General features: G+C 36.5%; 23 protein-coding genes. 4 read left to right on the top strand and 19 right to left on the bottom strand.

Annotated elements, in window-relative coordinates:
• Positions 1-7: 7 nt before the first annotated feature.
• The 14 genes from WBG21_RS06330 to WBG21_RS06265 form a co-directional block, all read right to left on the bottom strand.
• On the bottom strand, positions 8-943 hold the full coding sequence (locus tag WBG21_RS06330; protein ID WP_340075952.1) for a hypothetical protein: 936 nt from the start codon (positions 941-943) through the stop codon (positions 8-10).
• A gap of 126 nt (positions 944-1,069) precedes the next feature.
• Positions 1,070-1,963 (bottom strand): DUF3078 domain-containing protein, encoded by an 894-nt coding sequence (locus WBG21_RS06325; protein ID WP_340075951.1) that lies wholly within the window; start codon positions 1,961-1,963, stop codon positions 1,070-1,072.
• Between the two features lie 54 nt (positions 1,964-2,017).
• The gene (locus WBG21_RS06320; RefSeq protein WP_340075949.1) at positions 2,018-2,524 is read right to left on the bottom strand and encodes a DUF2480 family protein; all 507 of its coding nucleotides are present in this window, start codon (positions 2,522-2,524) and stop codon (positions 2,018-2,020) included.
• Positions 2,525-2,528: 4 nt separating this feature from the next.
• Positions 2,529-2,855, bottom strand: a complete 327-nt coding sequence (locus WBG21_RS06315) for a DUF59 domain-containing protein (protein WP_340075947.1) — start codon at positions 2,853-2,855, stop codon at positions 2,529-2,531.
• Positions 2,852-3,280, bottom strand: coding sequence for a SufE family protein (locus WBG21_RS06310; RefSeq protein ID WP_340075945.1), 429 nt, complete (start codon positions 3,278-3,280; stop codon positions 2,852-2,854). Before WBG21_RS06310 ends, WBG21_RS06315 begins: the two co-directional genes overlap by 4 nt.
• Position 3,281: 1 nt before the next feature.
• Positions 3,282-4,520, bottom strand: coding sequence for an aminotransferase class V-fold PLP-dependent enzyme (locus WBG21_RS06305; RefSeq protein WP_340075942.1), 1,239 nt, complete (start codon positions 4,518-4,520; stop codon positions 3,282-3,284).
• Positions 4,521-4,523: 3 nt separating this feature from the next.
• Positions 4,524-5,840, bottom strand: coding sequence for a Fe-S cluster assembly protein SufD (sufD, locus tag WBG21_RS06300; RefSeq protein ID WP_340075939.1), 1,317 nt, complete (start codon positions 5,838-5,840; stop codon positions 4,524-4,526).
• Positions 5,841-5,853: 13 nt separating this feature from the next.
• The gene (gene sufC / locus WBG21_RS06295) at positions 5,854-6,609 is read right to left on the bottom strand and encodes a Fe-S cluster assembly ATPase SufC (RefSeq protein WP_340075937.1); all 756 of its coding nucleotides are present in this window, start codon (positions 6,607-6,609) and stop codon (positions 5,854-5,856) included.
• Between the two features lie 59 nt (positions 6,610-6,668).
• Positions 6,669-7,061, bottom strand: a complete 393-nt coding sequence (locus WBG21_RS06290; protein ID WP_340075935.1) for a four helix bundle protein — start codon at positions 7,059-7,061, stop codon at positions 6,669-6,671.
• A gap of 26 nt (positions 7,062-7,087) precedes the next feature.
• The gene (sufB, locus tag WBG21_RS06285) at positions 7,088-8,533 is read right to left on the bottom strand and encodes a Fe-S cluster assembly protein SufB (RefSeq protein WP_340075933.1); all 1,446 of its coding nucleotides are present in this window, start codon (positions 8,531-8,533) and stop codon (positions 7,088-7,090) included.
• A 12-nt stretch (positions 8,534-8,545) separates the two neighbouring features.
• Positions 8,546-8,875, bottom strand: coding sequence for a HesB/IscA family protein (locus tag WBG21_RS06280; protein ID WP_340075931.1), 330 nt, complete (start codon positions 8,873-8,875; stop codon positions 8,546-8,548).
• 194 nt (positions 8,876-9,069) lie between these two features.
• Entirely contained in the window at positions 9,070-10,410 is a 1,341-nt protein-coding gene (locus WBG21_RS06275; protein ID WP_340075928.1) for a hypothetical protein, read from the bottom strand.
• Between the two features lie 2 nt (positions 10,411-10,412).
• Entirely contained in the window at positions 10,413-11,654 is a 1,242-nt protein-coding gene (locus WBG21_RS06270) for a choice-of-anchor B family protein (protein WP_340075925.1), read from the bottom strand.
• Between the two features lie 115 nt (positions 11,655-11,769).
• Positions 11,770-13,491: an FG-GAP-like repeat-containing protein gene (locus tag WBG21_RS06265; protein WP_340075923.1), complete on the bottom strand. Its 1,722-nt coding sequence runs from the start codon at positions 13,489-13,491 to the stop codon at positions 11,770-11,772.
• 274 nt (positions 13,492-13,765) lie between these two features.
• Here WBG21_RS06265 and thiL point away from each other — a divergent pair, with 274 nt between their 5' ends.
• A complete protein-coding gene (gene thiL / locus WBG21_RS06260; RefSeq protein ID WP_340075921.1) occupies positions 13,766-14,818 on the top strand; it encodes a thiamine-phosphate kinase in 1,053 nt (350 codons plus the stop codon).
• Here thiL and WBG21_RS06255 read toward each other — a convergent pair.
• Both WBG21_RS06255 and WBG21_RS06250 read right to left on the bottom strand, forming a co-directional pair.
• Positions 14,815-15,066, bottom strand: coding sequence for a hypothetical protein (locus WBG21_RS06255; protein ID WP_340075919.1), 252 nt, complete (start codon positions 15,064-15,066; stop codon positions 14,815-14,817). The two genes, thiL and WBG21_RS06255, sit on opposite strands and share 4 nt — an antisense overlap.
• Before the next feature lie 72 nt (positions 15,067-15,138).
• Positions 15,139-15,915: an alpha/beta fold hydrolase gene (locus tag WBG21_RS06250; protein WP_340075916.1), complete on the bottom strand. Its 777-nt coding sequence runs from the start codon at positions 15,913-15,915 to the stop codon at positions 15,139-15,141.
• A 35-nt stretch (positions 15,916-15,950) separates the two neighbouring features.
• Between WBG21_RS06250 and brnQ the strand changes: the two genes are divergently transcribed.
• Together brnQ and mfd are read left to right on the top strand one after the other, a co-directional pair.
• Positions 15,951-17,228 carry a branched-chain amino acid transport system II carrier protein gene (gene brnQ / locus WBG21_RS06245; protein WP_340075914.1) on the top strand — a complete coding sequence of 426 codons (1,278 nt, stop codon included), beginning with the start codon at positions 15,951-15,953 and terminating at the stop codon, positions 17,226-17,228.
• A 47-nt stretch (positions 17,229-17,275) separates the two neighbouring features.
• Positions 17,276-20,632 carry a transcription-repair coupling factor gene (gene mfd / locus WBG21_RS06240; protein WP_340075912.1) on the top strand — a complete coding sequence of 1,119 codons (3,357 nt, stop codon included), beginning with the start codon at positions 17,276-17,278 and terminating at the stop codon, positions 20,630-20,632.
• Between the two features lies 1 nt (position 20,633).
• Here mfd and WBG21_RS06235 read toward each other — a convergent pair whose 3' ends face one another.
• From WBG21_RS06235 to WBG21_RS06225, 3 genes are all read right to left on the bottom strand, one after another.
• Positions 20,634-21,293: an aspartate kinase gene (locus WBG21_RS06235; RefSeq protein WP_340075910.1), complete on the bottom strand. Its 660-nt coding sequence runs from the start codon at positions 21,291-21,293 to the stop codon at positions 20,634-20,636.
• Positions 21,294-21,426: 133 nt separating this feature from the next.
• Positions 21,427-21,786 carry a YraN family protein gene (locus WBG21_RS06230; RefSeq protein WP_340075908.1) on the bottom strand — a complete coding sequence of 120 codons (360 nt, stop codon included), beginning with the start codon at positions 21,784-21,786 and terminating at the stop codon, positions 21,427-21,429.
• Positions 21,787-21,789: 3 nt separating this feature from the next.
• Positions 21,790-22,689 carry a S66 peptidase family protein gene (locus tag WBG21_RS06225; protein WP_340075906.1) on the bottom strand — a complete coding sequence of 300 codons (900 nt, stop codon included), beginning with the start codon at positions 22,687-22,689 and terminating at the stop codon, positions 21,790-21,792.
• 119 nt (positions 22,690-22,808) lie between these two features.
• Here WBG21_RS06225 and WBG21_RS06220 point away from each other — a divergent pair, with 119 nt between their 5' ends.
• Positions 22,809-23,582 (top strand): DUF3108 domain-containing protein, encoded by a 774-nt coding sequence (locus WBG21_RS06220; protein ID WP_340075904.1) that lies wholly within the window; start codon positions 22,809-22,811, stop codon positions 23,580-23,582.
• Positions 23,583-23,629: the final 47 nt, after the last annotated feature.

Genomic DNA, 23,629 nt, shown 5'->3' with positions numbered 1-23,629 from the left:
TTTCTTTTTATTCCAAAACCTCAAATGTTCTTAGCATTTTCTTTTTTAAACTATTTGGCACTTCAGAAACAAAAGCATAATTGCCCGGCTCAAGGTTCACCTGAAAATAGCCGGTATTCCCTGCTGGCATGTCATTTACGCCCCCTAAAAAAGTAACTCCTTCCGGAGCAGGTGTTATAAGTCCTTTTGGGTCTGCCCAATTCATCCAGTTTTCAAGTGCCTCAAGATTAGCAGTATCATCAAGCCTGACCAAGTTTACGTCATGCCCTACAAAATTCTCATGCACAATTTGGTCTTTGAACTGAACGGCAAAAACCTGCATGCCTTTTTCTATGGGAGCATCATAAACAATCCCTTCAGTACTTGAGATGCTTATGTTTATTGTAGCTTCAGGGGGTAAATTACCACTATCTCCATTGGTTACAATGATGGGCTTTACCATTCCCATGGTGGAATGAAAAGTACCATCAGCCATTTTCACATAACATTCCATAATGTAATAGCCCGGTTCTAGTTTAACAGTTGTCAAACTGGAATTTTTAGGGGAAACCAATCCGGAACCGCCTAAAAAAACAACTTCAAAAAACCAAGAAGGAAGTTTGTTGAATTCTGCGAACCCTTCCTCGGTCTTTCCTTCATTTATTAAATCCATCCCATTTTGAAAAGGGGGTGCAATTTCTTTTTCGGCATTTTCAATGGTTTTCCCTTCCGGATATTTGTCGAGTAAAAAGAAATGGGTTTCTGTAGAATTGTTTATGTATTTAAAAGTGTTCCAGCCAGAAGGTATGGTATCTGCAGTTTGAAAATCCATAACTTCTGTTATAATTTCTATTGTACTGTCTTTTTTATTGGGGTTACAACTTTGTAATACTATAAATGCCATTGAAAGGGTTAAAAGAGCAAGAGAGTCAAACCCTTTTGAGAATTTGTTTATTATCTTCATAATAGTGGTGGTTGGTTAGGAAATTAATAATAAAATATGATAGGGGACATTGTTGCCCCGAAATCACATATAAATATACATAAAAATGTTTTTAGTATACTGATAATAAGGGAATTATAGGGGAATTTAAAAAATATAATTAACCCCCAATCCAAAAGATTCACGGGCTTGAAGCCGTGCAATAGCATTATCATCATAGATAGCCTGAAAAGCGATGTTTGCAGAAAGGAATTTATTAATGCTCATAACCACATTGAGCTGGTAATCCATATCTACATTTTTTGGTTCTTCCAAATAATCGGTATAGAGATTCAGGATATGTTCAAAGGTGACATTTTCTACAAGAGTGAATTTGTAATAAACAGAAAGGGATGTTCCAAATTCTACACGGGTACTTTTCCCTTCGTCCACACCAAAATAGGCACCATCGGGAAGCCCTAAAGTGAATTTCTTATCCACAAAAATTAAACGGGTAGTAGCAGGTGCAATATTTATTTTTAGGTTTTTGCTTTTTTTCCATAAAACACCCGGACCAAACTGAAGGTATGCCGGAGATAGGAAGTTGGTTTCTTCAATGCGGATTTCTTCTTCGGTTATAGGGTCTTTTTCAAACCGATATCCTTTTGCAAATTGGGTTTTAAAATTTAAAAATGCGGAATAGTACCAGTTCTTGGAGGCTTTTTTGCCCAAAACGGAGTTGTATTCAATACGGTCATCCGTCTTTTTTACAAAATCACTTCCTTCGGTCTTCGTAAGTCCATAGGCAGCGGTTATTTTGTTGTCCCAGCTCCAATTGCCTTTGGAATAATCGAATTCATAATTTCCTAAAATAGTCCCGGAAAAACTGTTTTCCCCACCGGCTACCCAATTGGAAAAGGCTGCTTGGTTGAATAAAAAAGATAGTTTTCCTTCGGTACACCAGCCTTCTTTTATACTGTCTTTTTGTTTTGTTTCTTGTGCATTTCCGATATTCAAAAAAATAAAAAAAGTGGCCGACAATAAGGTCAAGTTGTTTTTCATTTTCTAAAAATGTTGGTTATTGGTTGGTTTTTAATCGAAAGGTACAAAATACTATTATTTTTTCTTAATGAGTGGCACCGATGAGCAGGCTTCACCATATAAGATGCTTTTTGCAACAGGTTGCAATTTTTCAATCAGCATAATATAGGCATTCTGTGGGACAGGTTTTTTGGAGCAACCTTTTATGATTATAGGAAGGTTTTCGTATGGTGAGACATCTAATTTTTCAATAATTTCTTTGTAAAGAATTGTTTCGAGAAGGGCTAGATCACCTGTAATGTTTTTTTTAGCATAGGGGGTTAAATAGGTGGCTAAAAGCATGTAAGCCCAGGCGGGGACAATAGCCTCTGTAGAACAGGTAAGGGCTATATAACTATTTTTATACTGCTCCCAGTTATGTTCTTTGGCATGTTGCCTGAATTCTTTTTCTTTGAGTATAAGCCCTTCATATAACCAGTCTTTAATGTCAAATAGTACTCGTTTCCCTTCAGGATAGTACTCCTCAAGGTCAAAAGTAATCAGTTTGCTTTGCGCTACCCTGTTTTTGATTTCTTCTGCCATATGGTTATAACAATCCTAATTCCAATTTTGCTTCTTCACTCATTAAATCTTGGCTCCATGGGGGATCAAAGGTTATTTCCACCTCAGCACTTTTTACCTCGTTAATGGTTTTTACTTTTTCCTCTACTTCTACAGGAAGTGTTTCGGCTACAGGACAATTGGGCGTGGTCAACGTCATCAATATTTTAACATCATAATCTTCATTAACAAAAACGTCATAAATAAGCCCCAGTTCATAAATGTCCACAGGAATTTCGGGGTCGTAGATAGTTTTTAAAATCCGTACTATTTTTTCGCCCAGTTCTTGTGTATTTATTGTTATATCACTCATGTTTTTATCTGTGTCTGGTATGCTATAGCATACATTTTTAATTGTTTAATCATACTTACTAATCCGTTAGCGCGGGTAGGTGAAAGGTGCTCTTTTAATCCTATTTCATCAATGAAGGTTGTATCAGCCTCTATGATATCTTGAGGTTTTTGATTAGAAAACGCCCGGATTAAGATGGCAATGATGCCTTTGGTAATAATAGCATCACTATCTGCCGTAAAAACCAGTTTATCATCTTTTAATTCGGCATGTACCCAAACTTTACTTTGGCAGCCTTTGATGAGGTTATCATCTGTTTTATATTTTTCTTCAATTAACGGCAGTGACTTTCCGAGTTCTATCATGTATTCATAGCGTTGCATCCAATCATCGAACATGGAAAATTCATCTACTATTTCATTCTGTATGTCTTGTATCGTGGCCATATTAACTTAACATCATTTTAGCTTTTTTAACGGCAGCAGCCAGTGCATCTATCTCTTCTTTGGTATTGTAAAAGGAAAAGCTGGCCCTTACGGTCCCGGGGATTTTATAATAATCCATGATAGGTTGTGCGCAATGGTGCCCGGTACGAACGGCAATTCCAAGTTTATCTACAATAGTCCCTATATCGTATGGATGGATGCCTTCTATATTGAAAGAAATAACAGAAGTTTTGTTATGGCCGGTGCCATATATTTTTAAACCTTCTATTTCAAGTAATTTTTTAGTAGCATATTCCAATAGCCCATGCTCGTAAGCAGCAATGGTGTCAATCCCAATGCTGTTCATATAATCAATGGCTACACCAAAAGCAATACCCCCACAAATATTTGGGGTCCCTGCTTCAAATTTATGGGGCAATCCGGCATAGGTAGTTTTTTCAAAGGTAACTTCGGCAATCATTTCCCCTCCCCCTTGGTATGGGGGTAACTTGTGGAGCCATGCTTCTTTGCCATAAAGGATTCCTACTCCTGTTGGTCCACACATTTTGTGTGCAGAAGCCACATAAAAATCAACATTCAATGCTTGTACATCGGGTTTTATATGTGGGCATGCCTGTGCGCCATCTATTAACACGGCAGCACCAATAGCATGTGCTTTTTTAATAATTTCTTCAATAGGGTTTATTGTACCTAATGCATTGGAGACATGGTTACAAAAAACCAGTTTGGTTTTTTCGGAGAGGAGTTTGTCATATTCATCCATCACCAACTCGCCCACTTCATTCATAGGAATGACTTTCAAAATAGCTCCAGTGCGTTCGCATAACATTTGCCAAGGAACAATGTTGGAATGGTGTTCTAATGCAGAAACAATGATTTCATCACCTTTATTTATAAAGGAGGTAAATCCGGTGGCTACGAGATTGATTCCATGGGTGGTACCGGAGGTAAAAATGATTTCGTGTGGTTTTGCTGCATTGAAATGCTGTTGGATTTTCCCCCGTGCATTTTCATAGGCATCGGTAGCTTCCTGAGAGAGGGTATGTACACCTCTATGGATGTTTGCGTTGTAATTGCTATAATAATCTACAATGGTATCAATAACTATTTGAGGGGTCTGGGAGGTAGCAGCATTATCCAAATAAACCAACGGGTATCCGTTTACCTCTCTGTTGAGGATAGGGAAGTCTTTCCTTGTTTTCTGGACATTAAATGTTTTATCTTTTGCTGCTGCTGGCATGCTTTATAAATTGAATCCGATATTCACATTCAGTTTCATAGCGATGAGCTTGTTGATACGGCTTTTTACCTCAGGGATTTTTACACTTTGCAGGACATTGTTGGCAAAGGCATACATAAGCAATGCTCGGGCTTCTTTTTCAGGGATTCCACGGGAACGCATATAAAACAATGCATCGTCGTCCAATTGTCCTATGGTACATCCGTGTGAGCATTTTACATCATCTGCAAAAATTTCTAATTGGGGCTTGGTATTAATGGATGCTTTATCATCTATTAAAATGTTATTGTTTTGTTGGAAAGCATTGGTTTTTTGTGCTTCTTTTTCTACGATAATTTTTCCATTGAAAACGCCTGTACTTCTGTCTGCATAAATTCCTTTATAATCCTGATGGCTCTCACAGTTAGGATGTGCATGGTGAACCAATGTATGATGGTCTGTATGTTGTTTATCTCCTATGATTGTTATTCCTTTAAGCGTGGATGCTACCCGTTCATCTTTATGATAAAAGTTAAGATTATTACGAGTAAGACCCCCTCCAAAAGAGAATGTATGGACACTTGTATGGCTATCTCTTTGTTGAGAAATATAGGTGTTGTCTATTAGTGATGCGTTCAGGGTGTCATTTTGTATTTTGTAATAATCTACAATAGCTTTTTTGTTGGTAAATAGCTCTGTTACTGAGTTGGTAAGTGCCGGATTGTCATTTAAGCTTTGATGTCTTTCTATAATTTGTACATATGCATTTTCTCCCACAACAATAAGGTTGCGTGGTTGTAGCATTAGTGCGGCTTCATTTCCGGTAGCAAAATGGACAATCTGTATGGGCTTGTTCACCATTTTGTTTTTCGGGATGTTTATATAGGCACCTTCTCTGCTAAAAGCAGTATTGAGTGATGTTAGGCTTTCATCTTTATTGGCTGCTTTGTTAAAATAGTTATCTATGATGAGTTTGTATTTTGGTTTGTTTAATGCCGAACTCATAATACATACATCTATTCCTTCATGGGTTGTGTCTGAGAGATAAGAACTATAAACCCCGTCAATAAACACAATTTTATAGGAATCAATATCATGGATAAAATATTTTTTTACCTCTTTAAAATCGAGGGCAGTTTCCTTTTTCGGGAAGACACTGTAATCATTTTTTAGCAAGGAGTTTAAAGAAGTATATTTCCATGCTTCTTCTTTTTTAGAAGGAAATCCCTTTTGTTCGAATGTTTTGATAGCTTCAGAGCGAATATCATGAATCTCTGAATCAATATCTATGGTTTCTTCAAAAGCAATGAATGATGATATTAGTTTTTCTTTTAGATCCATTTATAATTAAACTTTAAGCAGTTTGAACTTCCTGTTTAATCCAATCATATCCCTTTTCTTCTAGTTCTAAGGCAAGTTCTTTTGTTCCGGACTTTACAATTTTACCATTATGGAGTACATGTACATAGTCTGGTACAATATACTCAAGCAGTCTTTGATAGTGCGTAATTACAATCACGGCATTGTCCTTGCTTCTTAATTTATTAACCCCATTTGCTACAACACGAAGTGCATCGATATCCAATCCCGAATCTGTCTCGTCTAAAATGGCCAATTTTGGTTCCAGCATGGCCAATTGAAATATTTCGTTACGTTTTTTCTCCCCTCCGGAAAACCCTTCATTAAGTGATCTGGACAAAAACTTTCTGTCTATTTCAAGCAATTCGGCTTTTTCCCGAATCTTTTTGAGCATTTCATTGGCCGGCATTTCTTCCTGTCCCCGTCCTTTTCGGGTTTCATTAATAGCAGTTTTTATAAAGTTTGTAACGGTTACCCCAGGAATTTCCACAGGATATTGAAAAGACAAGAAAATCCCTTTATGTGCCCGTTCTTCAGCACTTAATTCACTTATATCTTCTCCTTCTAAAAAGATTTTCCCCTCGGAGACTTCATATTCTTCTTTTCCGGCTATGACAGATGATAAAGTACTTTTCCCTGATCCGTTAGGTCCCATAATGGCATGTACTTCTCCTGCTTTAACTTCAAGGTTTACGCCTTTCAATATCTCTTTATCTTCTATAGTTGCGTGTAAGTTTTTTATTTTTAGCATTATTAAATTTGAGATTTAAAATTTGAGATTCAAAATTGCTTTTTCAATGTGAGGATTCCCTATTTTACAAATTTATTCCCTTTATATTCTGATTTCTGTAAATATTTTATGAATCCGGATAATGATTTGCTCAGCTCCATATTCTTTTCTTTTAATTCATCTAGTAATTCTTTCGTTAAATATGCCCTATCATAAGCTCTGTAAAGTTGTGACCTAACCTCTGCACATGAACCTTTTGATATGCTTAAAAAATGGATAAATTCTTTATTTCCTCCCCTTTCAAAGCCTTCAGCTATATTATCCATTACAGATCCTGACGCTCTTTGAAGTTGATTTATCAAATCAAAATCATTTTTAAAACGGGATGTGTTAGCTACCACAAAAATTTCTTTTGCAAACACTCGTGCCTTTTTCCAAACTTCTAAATCTTCAAAAGATGTAATTGTAGCCATAATTTTAAACTTCAAATTTTAAATCACTACCCAACAGATCCTTCTAAGGATATTTCTAATAATTTTTGTGCTTCTACAGCAAATTCCATGGGAAGTTTATTTAACACTTCTTTGCTAAACCCATTAACAATTAAGGCAATGGCTTTCTCAGTATCAATTCCTCGTTGGTTGCAATAGAATATTTGGTCTTCGCCAATTTTACTGGTAGTTGCTTCGTGTTCTATTTGAGCAGTTTTATTTTTAGCCTCAATGTACGGGAAGGTATGTGCTCCACAATTGTTTCCCATTAACAAAGAATCACACTGAGAAAAATTTCGGGCATTATCAGCCCTAGAATTTACTTGTACCAATCCTCTATAACTGTTCTGTGATTTTCCAGCAGAAATCCCTTTGGAGATAATAGTACTCCGAGTGTTTTTACCTAAATGGATCATTTTGGTGCCGGTGTCTGCCTGTTGATAGTTGTTGGTAACAGCAATAGAATAAAATTCCCCTACCGAATTATCTCCTTTCAATATACAGGAAGGATATTTCCAGGTAATAGCACTTCCTGTTTCTACTTGGGTCCAGGAAATTTTAGCATTGGTTTCGCACAACCCTCGTTTGGTAACAAAATTATACACGCCTCCTTTCCCGTCTTTTCCTCCGGGATACCAATTCTGTACAGTTGAATATTTTATTTCTGCATTATCCAATGCAATAAGTTCAACAACTGCTGCGTGCAATTGATTTTCATCACGCTGAGGTGCTGTACATCCTTCTAAATAACTTACATAACTACCTTCATCAGCAATAACTAGAGTTCGTTCAAACTGACCTGTTCCTGCTTGGTTGATCCTGAAATAAGTAGAAAGTTCCATGGGACATCGAACCCCTTTTGGAATATAGCAAAAAGACCCGTCTGAGAATACAGCTGAATTTAATGCTGCATAAAAATTATCTTTTTGAGGCACTACAGTTCCCAAATACTTTTTTACCAGTTCAGGATGTTCTTGAATAGCTTCGGAAATAGAGCAGAAAATAATCCCTTTTTCTGCCAATGTTTTTTTAAATGTGGTGGCTACGGAAACCGAATCCATCACAATATCAACAGCCACTCCAGCTAGTTTTTTTTGCTCATCAATAGAAATCCCCAACTTATTGAATGTTTCCAATAATTCGGGGTCAACCTCATCTAGGCTTTCATATTTGTCTTTCTTTTTTGGGGCAGAATAATAGGATATGTTTTGAAAATCAGGTTTTTTATATTTTACATTGGCCCATTCAGGCTCTGTCATTTCTGACCAAACTCTAAAAGCTTCTAAACGCCATTTGGTCATCCATTCTGGCTCATTTTTCTTTTTGGAAATAGCACGAACAATTTCTTCGTTTAAACCATTTGGAAATGTATCGGATTCTATATCTGTATAAAATCCATATTCATACTCTTTGGTTTCAAGTTCTTTCTTTAATTCTTCTTCTGTGTATGCCATGTGTTTTTAATCTTAAAGTGAAAAACTCTCCCCGCAGCCACAGGTACGTTGTGCATTTGGATTATTAAATACAAATCCTTTCCCATTAAGCCCTCCTGAGTATTCTAAAGTGGTTCCTATTAGATATAAAAAACTCTTTTTGTCAACTATTATTTTTATAGAATTGTCTTCAAACATCTTATCTTCTTCATCTTTTGTTCTGTCAAATTTTAGCTCATAGGACAATCCTGAGCATCCCCCACTTTTGACACCTACACGAACGTAATCGGTTGCAACATCAAAACCTTCTTCGGCCATGAGTTGGGATACCTTCTGTTTTGCTGATTCTGAAACTCGGATCATTTTAAATAGATTGATTCTAAATAATGCACAAAAATAGCATAAATCAAGGGATAAATTACTATTTCTGATATTAATATAACAAATTGAATAATAAGTTTTATTTATATGCTGAAGAGAAAGAATTAAAATTTTAAATGATCTTCAAACCCTGTGAAGAATTCACATGGCAAAATTTTGCAGAAATGTTTTTATTGTTACTTAATTTTAATAATCACCAAGTCTTTCAACCCTTTATTTTCATTTATATGATTATTATTACTTGCCGTTTCACCTACAATTATTATGGAGCCTTCATCAGTTTCAACAGCATCAAAACCAAGATCTATTCCAGAACCACCAAATGATTTTTCCCAAAGAATAGTGCCATCATCATCAGTTTTTATAGCCCAAATATCATTCTCTCCAAAGTTTTCAGAGAGATCAGAGTTATTACTCCTCGAGTTACCAGTTATGATATAATTGCCATCTGATGTATTGATAATGCTTTCGGCATCTTCAAAGTCAGCACCTCCATAGTTTCTTTCCCAAAGGAGTTTGCCTGAATCACTAACTTTTACAACCCATACGTCAGAATCCCCTTTATTGTTAGTAATATCTCCGTTTGTGCTATTTGCTTTGCCAACTACGAGATAATTGTTATCTGTAGTTTTAGTAATACTTTGTGCAATATCTATTCCTGATCCACCAAAAGTCTGTTCCCAGACCAGATCACCTCTACTGCTTACTTTTATAATCCAAAAATCATAACTGCCATTACTATTGGAAATATCAAAATCTTGACTTTCAGAAGCACCTACCATTACAAAGCTACCATCGTTGGCTTGAACTACTCCAAAAGCCCTGTCATTATTTGTTCCTCCAAAAAAACGACGCCATTCTAAGTTACCATTGACATCAAGTTTGTTTGCCCAAAATTCACCTACTCCATGAGCTGTAAGGGATGATTTTCCTGAATTTCCGGCTCCATTAGATCCGGTTACATCTATAAATCCGGAAACAAAATAACCACCATCAGCAGTTTGTAGAATTCCATAGGCATGGTCATGACCTGCAAAACCAAAGCTTTTCTCCCATTCAATATCGCCTGAAGCATTTAATTTGATCACCCAATTGTCATGAAAACCTTCATTGTTAGAGGCATCCCCATCAGCACTCATACTATATCCGGTAACGGCATATCCGCCATCAATAGTTTGTATAATGTCTTGCCCTATATCATCTCCACTTCCTCCATAAGTTTTATTCCATTGTATATTGCCATCATTATCAAGTTTTAAAACCCAGAAATCATTTTCCTGTAATGTTTTATCTACAATATCACCATCAATACTGTTAGTATAACCAATAATAGCATATCCTCCATCAGAGGTTTTTATAATACCTTGTGCGGTATCTTCATTAGTGCCTCCAAATGTTTTTATCCACTCGATTTCTCCTAAGAAACTAGGATCAATTATTGTATTTTTATCATCATCTGAAGAGGAACAGCTGTAAATAAGGAAAGAGAGTAGCGCTGCATACACATTCTTTTTCATAATCAATTACTTTTCCTAATAATAAAAAAGCCATTATTGGCATCGCTTATAATTATATTTCCACTTTGGAAATATGGATATACACTCCATACACCATTAAAAGTTGTGCCATCATTGTCCGGAAATGTATCAAAAAACCCTGATTCGATAATAGTTCCGCTGTCAATTCCTGAAATATCAAGAATGCGTACTCCAGCAGTATAGTTTGAAAGGAAAAATTCATTTCCTTTTGTGTATCCGTTGTGGTCTATAGCTTTCGTAAGACCTGAGTAAGTAGTATGTAATACAGGGTTATCCATATCTTGTACATCAAAGATTAATGTCCGGGTGTTAAACCCGAAACCACTTTCATCAAGCTCATCACCAATAATGAGATACCGATGATCTTCGGTAAACCATGCTTGGTGTGTGTACCGTAGATTGGAATAGGCCATGGTTGAGATGCCAATTGGATTATTTTTATCAGTAACATTTACAATAACTGCTTGTGATTCGTTACTTCCCACATAGATTTCCTTTCCAACATGTTCAGTATCTGGACCATTATAAATGACTACCTGGGCATCATGTGAATAGCCCCCACCCCCATAACCTCCTTCCAAAATGGGATTTGTTGGGTTTTGAATATTGATAAATAGCGGGCCGCCTCTATAGGTGCTATTTCTATCAGCACCTACTATATAGGCATAGCCTGTGGCTTCATTAATGGCTATGTTATGTGCCGACCCGAATCCTGAAAAAGTAGTGTCGGCTGAAAAATTTTGTGGTGGATTTTCTACATTTCGAAGCCTTGTTAAATCAAAAACCTGCATGCCATGTTGCCCTACATTGTCCCCCACAATAAAAGCATGATTATTATAAACTTTGATATCTCGCCATGTGCTAGAAGAAGTAGCCGTAGGAAGCGTTCCTAAAAAAACAGGGTTAACGGGATCAGAGATATCTATAAAGGCAACACCATTGCTTAATCCTATAATGGCATATTCTTTATTGGTTGTAGTATCAGTCCATCCCCAAATATCATTACCGCCACTAGCATTTAGATCAGAGAGCGGTATCCGGGCCACTAAATCATACCCATTGCAAGGATAAATATCGGCAAATCCATTTTCACAGAGTATTAAACCGTTAGATGGATTGCCAATGGGGTCAGGATTTGTTACAGGGGTGATGCTGTCATCTCCTGAAGAACAGGCTGTTAAATTAATGATAAGTAGTAGAAATAATTTTTTTCTAAGTTTCATTAATAATTAGTTAGCAGTTTATTTAAAGATACTTAATTATAATGATTTTATATTTATGAAAAAACCTCTTAGTATAATTTAAGAGGTTTTTTTCATTTCATAATTACTTACGTTTCTATTCCACTATCATTTTAAGTGTTGCTTTAGCATTACCTGATGTAAGTGTTACTAGATAGATCCCTGTAGGGATTGCTGCGTTTAATACTATGGTATTAGTAGCCTCGTAATGCTTTTCAAATACTCGCTGACCCAACAAATTACTAACGACAAGATTTATTGGGGCATTATTATTTGATAATGAAATTGTTGTTCGACCATTGCTAGGGTTTGGATAGAGTGCTATACTCTCTTTAAAACTTTCATCTGTAGTGCTTAGTGGAGTGTCTATAAGACTATACCAAGCTATTGTATTATTATCTCGGCTAGCTGATAATATATCCAGATCACCATCACCTCCTACATCTGCTACATAGACACTAAAAGCACGAGTTGCAGTATTGGTAATTACCTGTTTTGTAAATACTTCACTACCATCGTTCTCATACACAGCAATCGTGTTATCAGTTGCGGAAGCCGATAATACATCCATATTGCCATCCCCATTTACATCTGCAGCATAAACGCTTCGGGCATCAGGTGCCGTATTAGAGACTATTCGTTTTGTAAAGACCTCACTACCATTATTATCGTACCAAGCAATTGTATTATCGAGAGAAGAAGCTGATAACACATCCATATCTCCATCACTATCCACATCTGCTGCATAAACACTTCTGACAGCACTTGCTGTGTTAGTAATGGTTCGTTTAGTGAATACCTCGCTACCATCATTCTCAAACCAAGCAACGGTATCATTTCCAGAAGATGCTGTCAATATATCTATATCTCCATCACCGTCCACGTCAACAGCATAGATGTCAAATGCCCCTGATTCATTAGTGCTGATGGCGTGTTTAGTAAACGTTTCACTACCATCATTCTCAAACCAAAAAAAATCATTATCGATATTTGCTCCTGATAATATATCCATATCTCCATCACCGTCCACATCTATTGCATAGATACTAATGGCCCCATTTCCGGCACCAGGAATTACATGCTCAGTAAAGGCAGGAGTAATATTGCCATCACTTTCATACCAAGCAAGCGTATCATCACTAAAAGATGTTAGTACTATATCCAGATTACCATCTCCATTTATATCTGCAGCAAAAATACCTCCGGGATTATTAGTGGAGGGAATGATACGTTTGGTATAGTTTTCACTACCATCATTATCATACCAAGTAAGAGTGTTAGCACTTGTGGAGATTATATCCATATCCCCATCATTATCCATGTCTGCAGCAAAAACATCTCGAGCATCAGTAGCGTCAGTAGCAACGATATTTGTGTTAACCCCAGTAACATTACCAATAAGAGTAGAAGCCGTTCGAAATGTAAAACTATGCGAATCTGCTATTCCTAATCCTGTCGTTATAGTGACTTGTATCACTTCTCCAGGTTTAAAATCAACTGTAGGGTCAAAGGTAATTACAGGAGTATCTCCTCCAGAGAAACTACCAGCAACTAACCCTGTTTGTTCCCCTCTTACCTGAATATTCGCTGATGTTACCTGTGCAGCAGCTATCGCCGCATCAAATGTCATTACAATATTAGAAGTTCTTACTACTCCGTTTGCTCCCGCTGTTGGGTTAGAAGAAACAAAGTTTGTCTGAGACATCGCCCCGATGCTTACAAAAAGCATCATTACAGCAGTAATGATCGATGCATAGAAATTTTTATTTTTTTGTTCTCGCTTTTGTGGTTGACGAGCTGAAAGTAGAATTTTTCCCATAATATATTTTTTATTTGTTTTAACACAAAAAAAAACCATTATCATAAATAAAAAAAAAATAAGGGATGTTTGTCTTTTAGGAGGGATGTTTGTAGGTGCTATTGCTTCCTTATACTTTTCGTTTTATTAAATACCCCAATAACTAGTGATGCTAGGCTGATTAAAAATTGCCTTGCCATTATTTTCATAATAAAAACCCTAACAATGAGATACATTTATGATCTGTAAAATAGTTATCATATTAAAGTTATCAATGCTTTCTTATTTTTGCTTCATGATAGAAGACAAAAACCCATCGCATACGTCACTCTCTGAACTAGGAGAGTTTGGACTTATTGAGCACTTAACTAAAAACTTTGAGATACAACAATCCTCCACTTTAAAAGGAGTAGGGGACGATGCTGCTGTTTTGGATTTTAAAAAGAAAAAAGTAGTGGTTTCTACAGACATGCTCGTAGAAGGAGTACATTTTGATTTGAGTTATATGCCTTTAAAACATCTGGGCTATAAAGCAATAATGGCAAATCTTTCCGATATCTATGCCATGAATGCAATAGCGACACAAGTAACGGTATCTATAGCTATTTCCAATCGTTTTCCGTTGGAAGCTATTGAAGAACTGTACGAAGGGATTGCATTGGCAGCAAGATTATATGAGGTAGATATAGTAGGGGGTGACACCACTTCTTCTGTGACAGGGTTGATTATTTCAATTACAGTGTTAGGGAAAGCTGATGAAAAAGATATTATTTACAGAAGTGGTGCAAAACCAAATGATTTACTGGTAGTGAGTGGTGATTTGGGAGGGGCTTATATGGGATTACAAGTATTGGAACGGGAAAAAGAAGTATTCAAGGTAAATCCGAACAATCAACCGGATTTAGCTCCTTATAGCTATATTATAGAGCGACAATTAAAACCAGAAGCCCGAAAGGATATAGGGAAGCTTTTAAAGGAGTTGGATGTAAAACCTACTTCTATGATTGATATTAGTGATGGCCTTTCTTCGGAAATTATCCATTTATGCAAGCAAAGTGCAGTAGGGTGCAATTTGTATGAAGATAAAATACCATTAGACCCACAAGTGATATCGACTTGTGAAGAATTTAATTTAGACAGTACAACTGTAGCACTAAACGGAGGTGAAGATTATGAATTGCTCTTTACCATTAACCAAGACGATTATCCAAAGATAAAGGGGAACCCTAACCTTTCAATAATTGGTCATATGGTACAAGAAAGCGAAGGAATGTATTTAATAACAAGAGCTGCTACCAAAATTCCGTTAAAAGCGCAGGGCTGGAATGCCTTATCCGATAATGATTAAGCCGCTGTATGGTGTGCGTGATGATGTCGTTTTTGATGCATTACAGCAAGTGTCTCATTTATTTCTCTGAGTTGAGGTGTTAAAAAAGCTAAATTGCCTTTTACATCATTAGTAACTTGCATTTTACAGCAAGAACATTCATATTCTTTGATGTGAGCAGTGACTTTTCGGGTGATAATAAAACAATGTCCGAAAATTAGGCAACGAAGCTTGCCTAATGAGAAAAGTGATTTGTTTGTAGAAGTCATGGTTAAGTAGGTTTTAATAATTTGGGACACTAAAGATAACTATTTTTTTGTAATTATCAAGAAGTCAGCAAGTTATTTATTTATAAAATTCTGTAGATGCTGTAAAACAGCATTTTTATTCTCTACATGACTCATGTGTCCATTAGGAAGAATTATACACTCTAAATTGATTTTTTGTGCTTTTTCATATAAATCATCGAACTTTAATATAGGGTCATTTTTGCTGAGAATCATAGCTTTTTTATAAGGAAAGTTTTTAAGGACCCATGTTCTGTCACGGCGTACCTTCATCCCTTCCAGTGCAGCAATAATTCCTTGTAAAGGAGTTTTTAAAGCCTCTTTTTTTATCAATTTTATGCCTTCAGGGAATAGTTTTCTGTTTTTAGAGTAAAAAAGGTTTGTGATAGACATATTTACAAAAGATGTATGGTTTTGCCTGACGGCTGCAATTGCACGGTCTCTATTTTGTTTTCGTTCTTCAGAATCCGGTTCAAAAGTAGAATTCATTAATAATAGACCGATTATATTTTCTGGGAATAATTCGGCAAATGCCAACGAAACATACCCTCCCATGGAATGCCCTATAAAAGTAGCGTGCGTTATCTCAAGATGGTTTAATACTGCATGAACAACTTCAGCCATCATTTCCATTGTATGGACATGTCCTAAACACCCGGTATTACCATGTCCAAGAAGATCTATACTAATAACCCGGTTTTGTTTGGAAAGTTTTGGAGTAAAAGCATTCCACATGGTATTGTTTTCCAAGAACCCGTGAAGTAAAACAACAGTGTCTCCACTTCCGGTATCAGCATAAAAAACAGGAATCTCTTTGTATTGTAAAAACATTTTCTGTTATCTTTCGCAAAGATATGATGAAACCCATGAACCACACGAAGGAAACATTTGTTACCGGCTTTGCCTTATTTTCGATGTTCTTTGGTGCCGGAAATTTAATTTTACCTCCTTTTTTGGGTTTTAATGCCGGTACTGATTGGTTTTTGGTGGCCTTAGGTTTTTTTATTTCTGCAGTTGGGCTACCGTTGTTGGGGATCTTGGCGCATGCCAGATTACAAGGCACTATGCGTGATTTTGCAAACAAAGTATCTCCTGCTTTTAGCATTATTTATTGTTTTTGTGTATATGCTATATCTGTTTCATTACCCGCCCCAAGAACGGCATCCGTAACCCATGAAATGGCAATACAACCTTTTTTTGGAACAAGTTCATGGCTAACAAGCAGTATCTATTTTGTTTTAGTGCTCATATTTGTTTTAAACCGATCAAAAATACTTGATATTCTCGGAAAAATATTGACGCCACTTATTATAGGGATTCTGGTGGCGATTATTGGGATTGGGATATTCTCACCGCATCCGGGGATGAACCCATCGATGTATAAAACCCCTATTGTAGACGGTTTGTTAGAAGGATATCAAACATTTGATGCCATTGGAGCAGTACTCGTTGGAGGGGTCATTATTATATCACTTAATTTAAAGGGATACACTTCATTTAATACTAAAAAACGACTCATTTCCCGTGCGGGGCTCATAGCAGGGGCCGGATTGTTTTTAATGTATGTAGGGCTTATTGCTACGGGTGCATTGTTCAATACCGAATTTAATGAATCAGTAACACGAACTGAATTGTTGTCCGGATTAAGCATCAAAACATTGGGAAATATTGGCAATACGTTTTTAAGTGTATTGGTTTCTTTGGCATGTTTTACCACAGCAGTGGGGATTGTAACGGGAACTGCGGACTTTATGAAAGGTCTTTTTCATAATTCACAAATAGCTTATGTAAGTACAGCTGTAATAGCAGCTGTTTTAGGAGTTGTTATGGGGCAGTTTGATGTACACTATATCATAGATATAGCTATTCCAGCATTAATGTTTATATACCCAATAACGATTGTACTTATTTTATTAAATATCTTGCCCCAACAATATGCGACACCTTTTGTGTTTAAAGTGGTTGTGATAATAACATTAATCTTTAGTGTGCCAGATTTTCTTTCTAGCTTGGGAATGGCGGAAACTATGCAGCCTATTAAAGCATACATCCCATTGGCAAGTTATAGCATAGGATGGTTGCTGCCGGCAATTGTTAGCTTTGCCTTAGCAAATATAATGGGCAAAAATTCATTAACCAGATAACTTTTTCAATAAGAATATAATTTTACCTTTGCAACAAAATTACCTGAGTGAGTAAAGGTAGTATTTCGCAAGTATTTCAACAGTCTTTGCAACAGCAAAAACTAGAGAATGCTATTGCCATCTCCCAAAATAAAATTCAATTAAAAGGATTGGTAGGCTCCTCCCTTTCTTTTGTAATTGCCAATGCTTTCAAAGCAGCAGACAGTCCTTTTTTGGCAGTATTCAATGATAAGGAAGAAGCGGCCTATTACCTGAACGATTTAGAACAGCTAGTGGATGAAAAACAGGTTTTTTTCTATCCGGGAAGCTACCGCAGGCCTTATCAAATAGAGGAAACAGATAATGCTAATGTGCTGCTGAGGGCAGAAGTACTTAACAGGATCAGTTCCCGAAAAAAGCCAGCACTAATCATTACATATCCCGATGCACTTTTTGAAAAAGTAGTGACGCGTAGGGAGCTAGAAAAAAACACGCTTAAAATTCAGGTAGGAGACACCATTTCTTTGGATTTTGTAAATGAGGTGTTATTTGAATATCATTTTAAAAGGGTTGATTTTGTAAGCGAACCGGGAGCGTTCTCAGTTAGAGGGGGTATTATAGATGTATTCTCTTTTTCAAATGACAAACCGTACAGAATTGAGTTTTTTGGAGACGAGATAGACAGTATCCGGACATTTGATATTGAAACACAACTTTCTGTTGAAAAATTGAAAAAAATAGCCATCATCCCAAACGTAGAGAATAAATTAACTAATGAATCAAGAGAAAGCTTTTTAAATTATATCAGTTCCAAAACAATAGTTTTTACAAAGAATATTGATCTTTTAGCAGGCCGGATAGATCATTTATATCAAAAAGCAGAAGGAGCATTTACCCATCTTTCTAAAGAAATTAAACATTCCATTCCGGAAGAGCTCTTCTGTTCTTCAACATTATTGAAAGAACAATTAAAGAATTTTACAACAGTTGAACTGAGTTCACAGCCATTTTTCAGTTCAAAAACGATTATTGAATTTGAAACAAACCCCCAGCCGGCGTTCAATAAACAATTTGACTTATTAATTAAAAACCTGAATGACAACCATCAATCAGGGATCACCAATTATATATGCTGTTCTACTGATGAACAGGCTCGCCGGTTCCATGCCATTTTTGAAGATATGGAAATACCGGTTTATTATAAGACAGTAGTCTTTCCGCTTTTTCAGGGATTTATCTCTAAGGATTTAAAAATAGCCTGTTATACAGACCATCAGATATTTGAACGCTATCATAAATTCCACCTTAAAAATGGGTATGCTAAAAAACAAGCAATTACATTAAAAGAGCTTACTAATTTACAAGTAGGGGATTATGTAACTCATATAGACCATGGAATTGGGAAGTTTGGTGGACTTCAAAAAATAGAAGTTGAAGGAAAGACACAAGAAGCTATCAAGCTTGTTTATGGTGATCGGGATATTTTATATGTGAGTATACACTCGCTTCATAAAATAACCAAGTATAACGTAAAAGACGGAAAACCACCTAAGATCTATAAGCTTGGCAGTAACGCATGGAAAGCTTTAAAGCAAAAAACCAAAAAACGCGTTAAGGAGATAGCTTTTAACCTCATAGAACTCTATGCAAAACGACGTGCAAAAAAAGGATTTCAGTATGCGCCAGATAGTTATATGCAATTAGAGCTAGAGGCTTCTTTTTTATATGAAGACACTCCTGATCAAAGCAAGGCCACTGCCGATGTAAAAGCAGATATGGAAAGCCCCCGTCCGATGGACCGATTAGTGTGTGGTGATGTAGGTTTTGGTAAAACAGAAGTAGCCATACGTGCTGCATTTAAAGCCATAGATAATGGAAAACAAGTAGCAGTTTTAGTTCCCACCACTATCTTGGCGTTTCAACATTACAAGACATTTAGTGACCGGTTAAAAGATTTCCCGGTTCAGGTAGCATATTTAAACCGATTCCGCACTGCGAAAGAGCGTAGAGAAACCCTTGAAGGATTGATGAATGGTCAGGTAGATATAATCATTGGCACACATCAATTGGTCAACCCCAATATAAGATTTAAAGATTTAGGATTGTTAATCGTTGATGAAGAACAAAAATTTGGCGTAGCTGTTAAAGACAAATTAAAAACGCTTAAAGAGGATGTAGATGTGCTTACGCTAACCGCTACGCCTATTCCGCGTACACTTCAATTTAGTTTAATGGCTGCCAGGGACCTTTCAGTAATTACCACTCCGCCGCCTAACCGTTATCCGATAGAAAGCCATGTCATTCAATTTAATGAAGCAGCTGTTCGCGATGCCATTTCTTATGAAATTCAACGAGGGGGGCAGGTGTTTTTCATTCATAACCGTATAGAAAACATCAAAGAAGTTGCCGGGATGATCCAGCGATTGGTGCCGGATGCTAAGATAGGAATAGGTCATGGGCAAATGGAAGGGAAAAAGTTAGAACAGCTTATGTTGGCTTTTATGAACGGAGACTTTGATGTATTGGTGTCTACAACTATTGTGGAAAGTGGGTTGGATGTGCCCAATGCCAACACCATTTTTATTAATAATGCAAATAACTTTGGACTTTCTGACCTTCACCAAATGCGAGGACGTGTAGGCCGGAGTAACAAGAAAGCCTTTTGTTATTTTATTACACCGCCTTATGTCGCCATGACGGAAGATGCACGCAAGCGGATACAGGCAATAGAGCAGTTTACCGAATTGGGGAGTGGATTTAACATTGCTATGAAAGATTTGGAAATACGTGGAGCAGGAGACCTTTTGGGAGGAGAGCAAAGTGGGTTCATCAATGATATAGGCTTTGATACGTACCAAAAGATATTGGCAGAAGCCATAGAAGAACTTAAAGAAAATGAATTTAAAGAGCTGTATCAGTCTGGGAAAGAAACAAAAGATTTTGTGAAAGAAATACAAATAGATACAGACTTTGAGTTGCTCTTCCCGGATGACTATGTCAATAATATATCAGAACGGTTGAATTTGTATAATGAATTAAGTAACCTGAAAAGCGAAGAGGATCTTTTAGCTTTTGAAAATCATTTAGAAGACCGCTTTGGCCCTTTACCTCAAGAAGCAAAAGGGTTGTTGAACAGTGTTCGGATGAAATGGCATGCCATGCACATAGGGCTCGAAAAAGTGGTGCTTAAAAAAGGAAAAATGATAGGATATTTTGTGGCCGACCAACAAAGTGCTTTTTACCAAAGTAATGCATTCAATAGTGTGCTTCAATATATACAACAACACTCGGGAGCTTGTAAAATGAAAGAAAAAGAAACCCGTAACGGATTGCGTTTGCTCTTAACGTTTGAACATATTGATACTATAGAAAAAGCATTAAATGCATTGCAATCAATTGTGGTCAATGAGATAGAGGCTATTTAATTTATAACCCCTTTAAATCTTTAATAACTTTAAAGGCCTTGTCCACTTGGTCATCACCCACCAAAATAGTAAACTCATACGTGGTAGAGATTACCTCATAGATATTAACACCTTCCCAGGATAGCCGTTGGAAAATGAAGTAATAAATTCCCGGGATGCTTACATTCTCTTTTGGCAACTTAACAGTAATAGATGAAGCATTCTCCACTTTTTCAAGCAGCGTTTCGTTCTTAAAAACATCTTCCACTTCGTTGGTAATGTTATTGCTAGCGATAATAGTAGTTTCATTGACCCCTCGGGACGAGGTATAAAAAGCATTTTTATTGTCGCCAATTTTGGTAATCAGTAAAGCCATGTTTTGCAACAACGAATCGGAAACTTTAAAGGTATAGGCGTTCAATGAAGAACGCACCGTAATTTCACCAATATCTTTTAAAACTTTTACAATTTTATGGGTGGCTCTAAATTCCAAATCATCCGAAAGGCGCTTTAGTGCCATTACAATGGCACCATTACGGATATCTTTTCCCAACTCCTCCTCAATCTCCGGTTTAATAATTCTGGAAAGAGAGGTAAGGTTAATAATCCCTTGTGCCAAGGCTGTTTGGAGGAATGGTTTTGATTTGATATAGGTTTCTACAACAGAAGAAATAGTTTTCATTTCATATAACGGTTATCGATACGCAAAAATAAACAAAATGTTATAAATACAACAATAAGTTTGTTTTTGCACAGAAGGTAAATATGAAAGAAATAGAATTAAGATGCTTTTTTAGATCTTATAAGTGAGGCTTTTAATAATGATAAAAAGCATCTTCCAAATGTTCTATCATAAAATTAGTCCCATTTTTCACAATAGCTATCACATCAAAACGGACTTCTACCTCCAAATCGTTTTCAATTACATAATGATCAATGGCCTTTACCAATAATTGGATTTTTTTCTTAGTGATAAAATCCTGCGGATTTCCAAAATCAGTAGTACTTCGGGCTTTTACCTCTATAACACTAAGAATGTTGTTTGTTTGAGCAATGAGATCTACTTCTGCTTTTTCAAAACGGTAATTCCGTTCAAGGATCCTGTATCCTTTTTTTAGTAAATAATCACAAGCTATTTGCTCTGCCTTTTTTCCAAACTCATGCTGCTGTGCCATAACTTATTGTTGAAAAGTTAAAGAACTGTATTGAGAAGTTGCCTCCAATTTCACATTGCGCCCCAGTAATAAAGTCCGGTTATCATCAAGGTGTCCTGCAGGAAAATCAAAAATAACAGGGAAGTCATACCCTGAAACAATGTCCAGAACAATTTCTGTAGCATTTTTTCCGAAAGAGATGGAATTGTCATGCATATCCGTCATACTCCCTATAATTAATCCGGCAAGCCCATCAAAATAGCCATTCCGTTTTAGGTTCATTAACATCCGGTCTATATGGTATAGATATTCATCAACATCCTCTATAAAAAGAACCTTTCCCCAAGTATCAATACTGGACTTAGATCCTAGTAAACTGTATAAAATAGATAAATTACCTCCAATCAATACCCCTTTGGCAATGCCTAACCGGTTATTTTTAGAAGCGGGAAGCATATAAGAAATAGAGTTGCCGGAAAGCGCATTTTTTAAAGAGGTTAATGATTCTTTGGTATTTCTTTTTAAATCTATCGGCATGGTACTATGCAAAGTTTCTATGCCCAAATTATGGATATGTGAATGCAAAACCGTAACATCAGAATACCCTATAATCCATTTTGGGTTTTCCGAGAATCCGGTAAAGTCAATTTCATCAATGATCTTTACCGTTCCATAACCACCCCGTGCGCACCAGATAGCATCAATATCCGGATCATCTAAAGCATCTTGAAAACTTGCTATTCGTTCAGCTTCTGTTCCTGCAAATTGATGATTTTTTATACCAATGTTTTTTCCGATACGAACATGATAACCCCAAACTTCCAATGAATCAATAGCAAGTTGAATTTCCTCTATCGAAATTTTTCGTGCTGTAGAAGTTATGTAAATAGTAGCTCCTTTTTTTAGAGGCAGTGGCCGTTTCATTTTTCTAAAATACTATTTTTAACAAAGGTCAGTCTTCTTTTTCGGTTATTTTTATATCTTGGGCAAGCTTTTTGACAGAAGCAATGACAGTTATAACATAAAATTAAAAAGTACATCATATGACAATTTTACGATTAAAAAAAACACAAAAAAGTATACTTTTTCTATTTACATTATTATTGGGGGTCGCCAATGTGTATGGCCAAACATCGCCTGATAAAACCTATGGAAAAATAACACCACATGATCATATTTTATGGGGCGACCACCTTCGGCCATATTCCAATAAATGGAAAGTATATATAGTTGATAAAGATGGAAATGAAACATTCCAACGAGTTTGGACTGATTATATGCAGGCTATCGAATTGAATGGAAAAACCTATATGAGCAGGACACAAGAACTGTACAGCCCTGAGATGGAATTGCAGGAAATATGGACCAATCTTTTTGAACGGGAAGCTATGCACCCGCTAAAAAGTGCCCAACTGCGAATGAATGGGAGTCATACCTATATTTCGTTCAACGAAAATGAAGTAGCTACATCCATAAAACAACCCAATGAAGAAGCAGTAAGCAAAACACATACATTTGACCAAGCGTTGTATGATTGGTCGCTATATGGAATTTTATTATCAGGAGCCCCTATGAAAAAAGGATGGACAGCCGCAGTGCCTGTATATACTCCTCAAAGCCCTGAAGAGACCTATTGGTTAGAAATGGAGGTAGTAGATAGAGAGAAGGTGACTACTGATAATGGGAAGCAAATGAATACTTGGAAGGTGCTTACCAATACCGGACTTATCTTTTGGCTTTCTGAGAAAGCACCATATGTTATTCAATTAGAATTGCAATTACAAAATGACAGCAAAATGGTGTGGAGGATGTACTAAAAATTAAAAAAACATCTTTCTAACTAAGATAAACCTAAAAGCTGCAA

The sequence above is a fragment of the Leptobacterium meishanense genome, assembly GCF_037645805.1.
Classification (GTDB): Bacteria; Bacteroidota; Bacteroidia; order Flavobacteriales; family Flavobacteriaceae; genus Leptobacterium_A; species Leptobacterium_A meishanense.
Note: the sequence above shows the minus strand (reverse complement) of the source record. Positions and strands in the feature narration are given on the sequence as shown.

Excerpts from the sequence above, each read along its gene's own strand:
- sufB (WP_340075933.1), bottom strand. The coding sequence starts at position 8,533 with ATGGCATACACAGAAGAAGAATTAAAGAAAGAACTTGAAACCAAAGAG.
- WBG21_RS06280 (WP_340075931.1), bottom strand. The coding sequence starts at position 8,875 with ATGATCCGAGTTTCAGAATCAGCAAAACAGAAGGTATCCCAACTCATG.
- WBG21_RS06310 (WP_340075945.1), bottom strand. The coding sequence starts at position 3,280 with ATGGCCACGATACAAGACATACAGAATGAAATAGTAGATGAATTTTCC.
- WBG21_RS06270 (WP_340075925.1), bottom strand. The coding sequence starts at position 11,654 with ATGAAACTTAGAAAAAAATTATTTCTACTACTTATCATTAATTTAACA.
- WBG21_RS06320 (WP_340075949.1), bottom strand. The coding sequence starts at position 2,524 with ATGGCAGAAGAAATCAAAAACAGGGTAGCGCAAAGCAAACTGATTACT.
- WBG21_RS06265 (WP_340075923.1), bottom strand. The coding sequence starts at position 13,491 with ATGGGAAAAATTCTACTTTCAGCTCGTCAACCACAAAAGCGAGAACAA.
- WBG21_RS06315 (WP_340075947.1), bottom strand. The coding sequence starts at position 2,855 with ATGAGTGATATAACAATAAATACACAAGAACTGGGCGAAAAAATAGTA.
- WBG21_RS06220 (WP_340075904.1), top strand. The coding sequence starts at position 22,809 with ATGACAATTTTACGATTAAAAAAAACACAAAAAAGTATACTTTTTCTA.
- thiL (WP_340075921.1), top strand. The coding sequence starts at position 13,766 with ATGATAGAAGACAAAAACCCATCGCATACGTCACTCTCTGAACTAGGA.
- sufC (WP_340075937.1), bottom strand. The coding sequence starts at position 6,609 with ATGCTAAAAATAAAAAACTTACACGCAACTATAGAAGATAAAGAGATA.
- WBG21_RS06325 (WP_340075951.1), bottom strand. The coding sequence starts at position 1,963 with ATGAAAAACAACTTGACCTTATTGTCGGCCACTTTTTTTATTTTTTTG.
- WBG21_RS06255 (WP_340075919.1), bottom strand. The coding sequence starts at position 15,066 with ATGACTTCTACAAACAAATCACTTTTCTCATTAGGCAAGCTTCGTTGC.
- brnQ (WP_340075914.1), top strand. The coding sequence starts at position 15,951 with ATGAACCACACGAAGGAAACATTTGTTACCGGCTTTGCCTTATTTTCG.
- WBG21_RS06290 (WP_340075935.1), bottom strand. The coding sequence starts at position 7,061 with ATGGCTACAATTACATCTTTTGAAGATTTAGAAGTTTGGAAAAAGGCA.
- WBG21_RS06305 (WP_340075942.1), bottom strand. The coding sequence starts at position 4,520 with ATGCCAGCAGCAGCAAAAGATAAAACATTTAATGTCCAGAAAACAAGG.
- WBG21_RS06275 (WP_340075928.1), bottom strand. The coding sequence starts at position 10,410 with ATGAAAAAGAATGTGTATGCAGCGCTACTCTCTTTCCTTATTTACAGC.
- WBG21_RS06330 (WP_340075952.1), bottom strand. The coding sequence starts at position 943 with ATGAAGATAATAAACAAATTCTCAAAAGGGTTTGACTCTCTTGCTCTT.
- WBG21_RS06250 (WP_340075916.1), bottom strand. The coding sequence starts at position 15,915 with ATGTTTTTACAATACAAAGAGATTCCTGTTTTTTATGCTGATACCGGA.
- WBG21_RS06230 (WP_340075908.1), bottom strand. The coding sequence starts at position 21,786 with ATGGCACAGCAGCATGAGTTTGGAAAAAAGGCAGAGCAAATAGCTTGT.
- WBG21_RS06235 (WP_340075910.1), bottom strand. The coding sequence starts at position 21,293 with ATGAAAACTATTTCTTCTGTTGTAGAAACCTATATCAAATCAAAACCA.
- WBG21_RS06225 (WP_340075906.1), bottom strand. The coding sequence starts at position 22,689 with ATGAAACGGCCACTGCCTCTAAAAAAAGGAGCTACTATTTACATAACT.
- sufD (WP_340075939.1), bottom strand. The coding sequence starts at position 5,840 with ATGGATCTAAAAGAAAAACTAATATCATCATTCATTGCTTTTGAAGAA.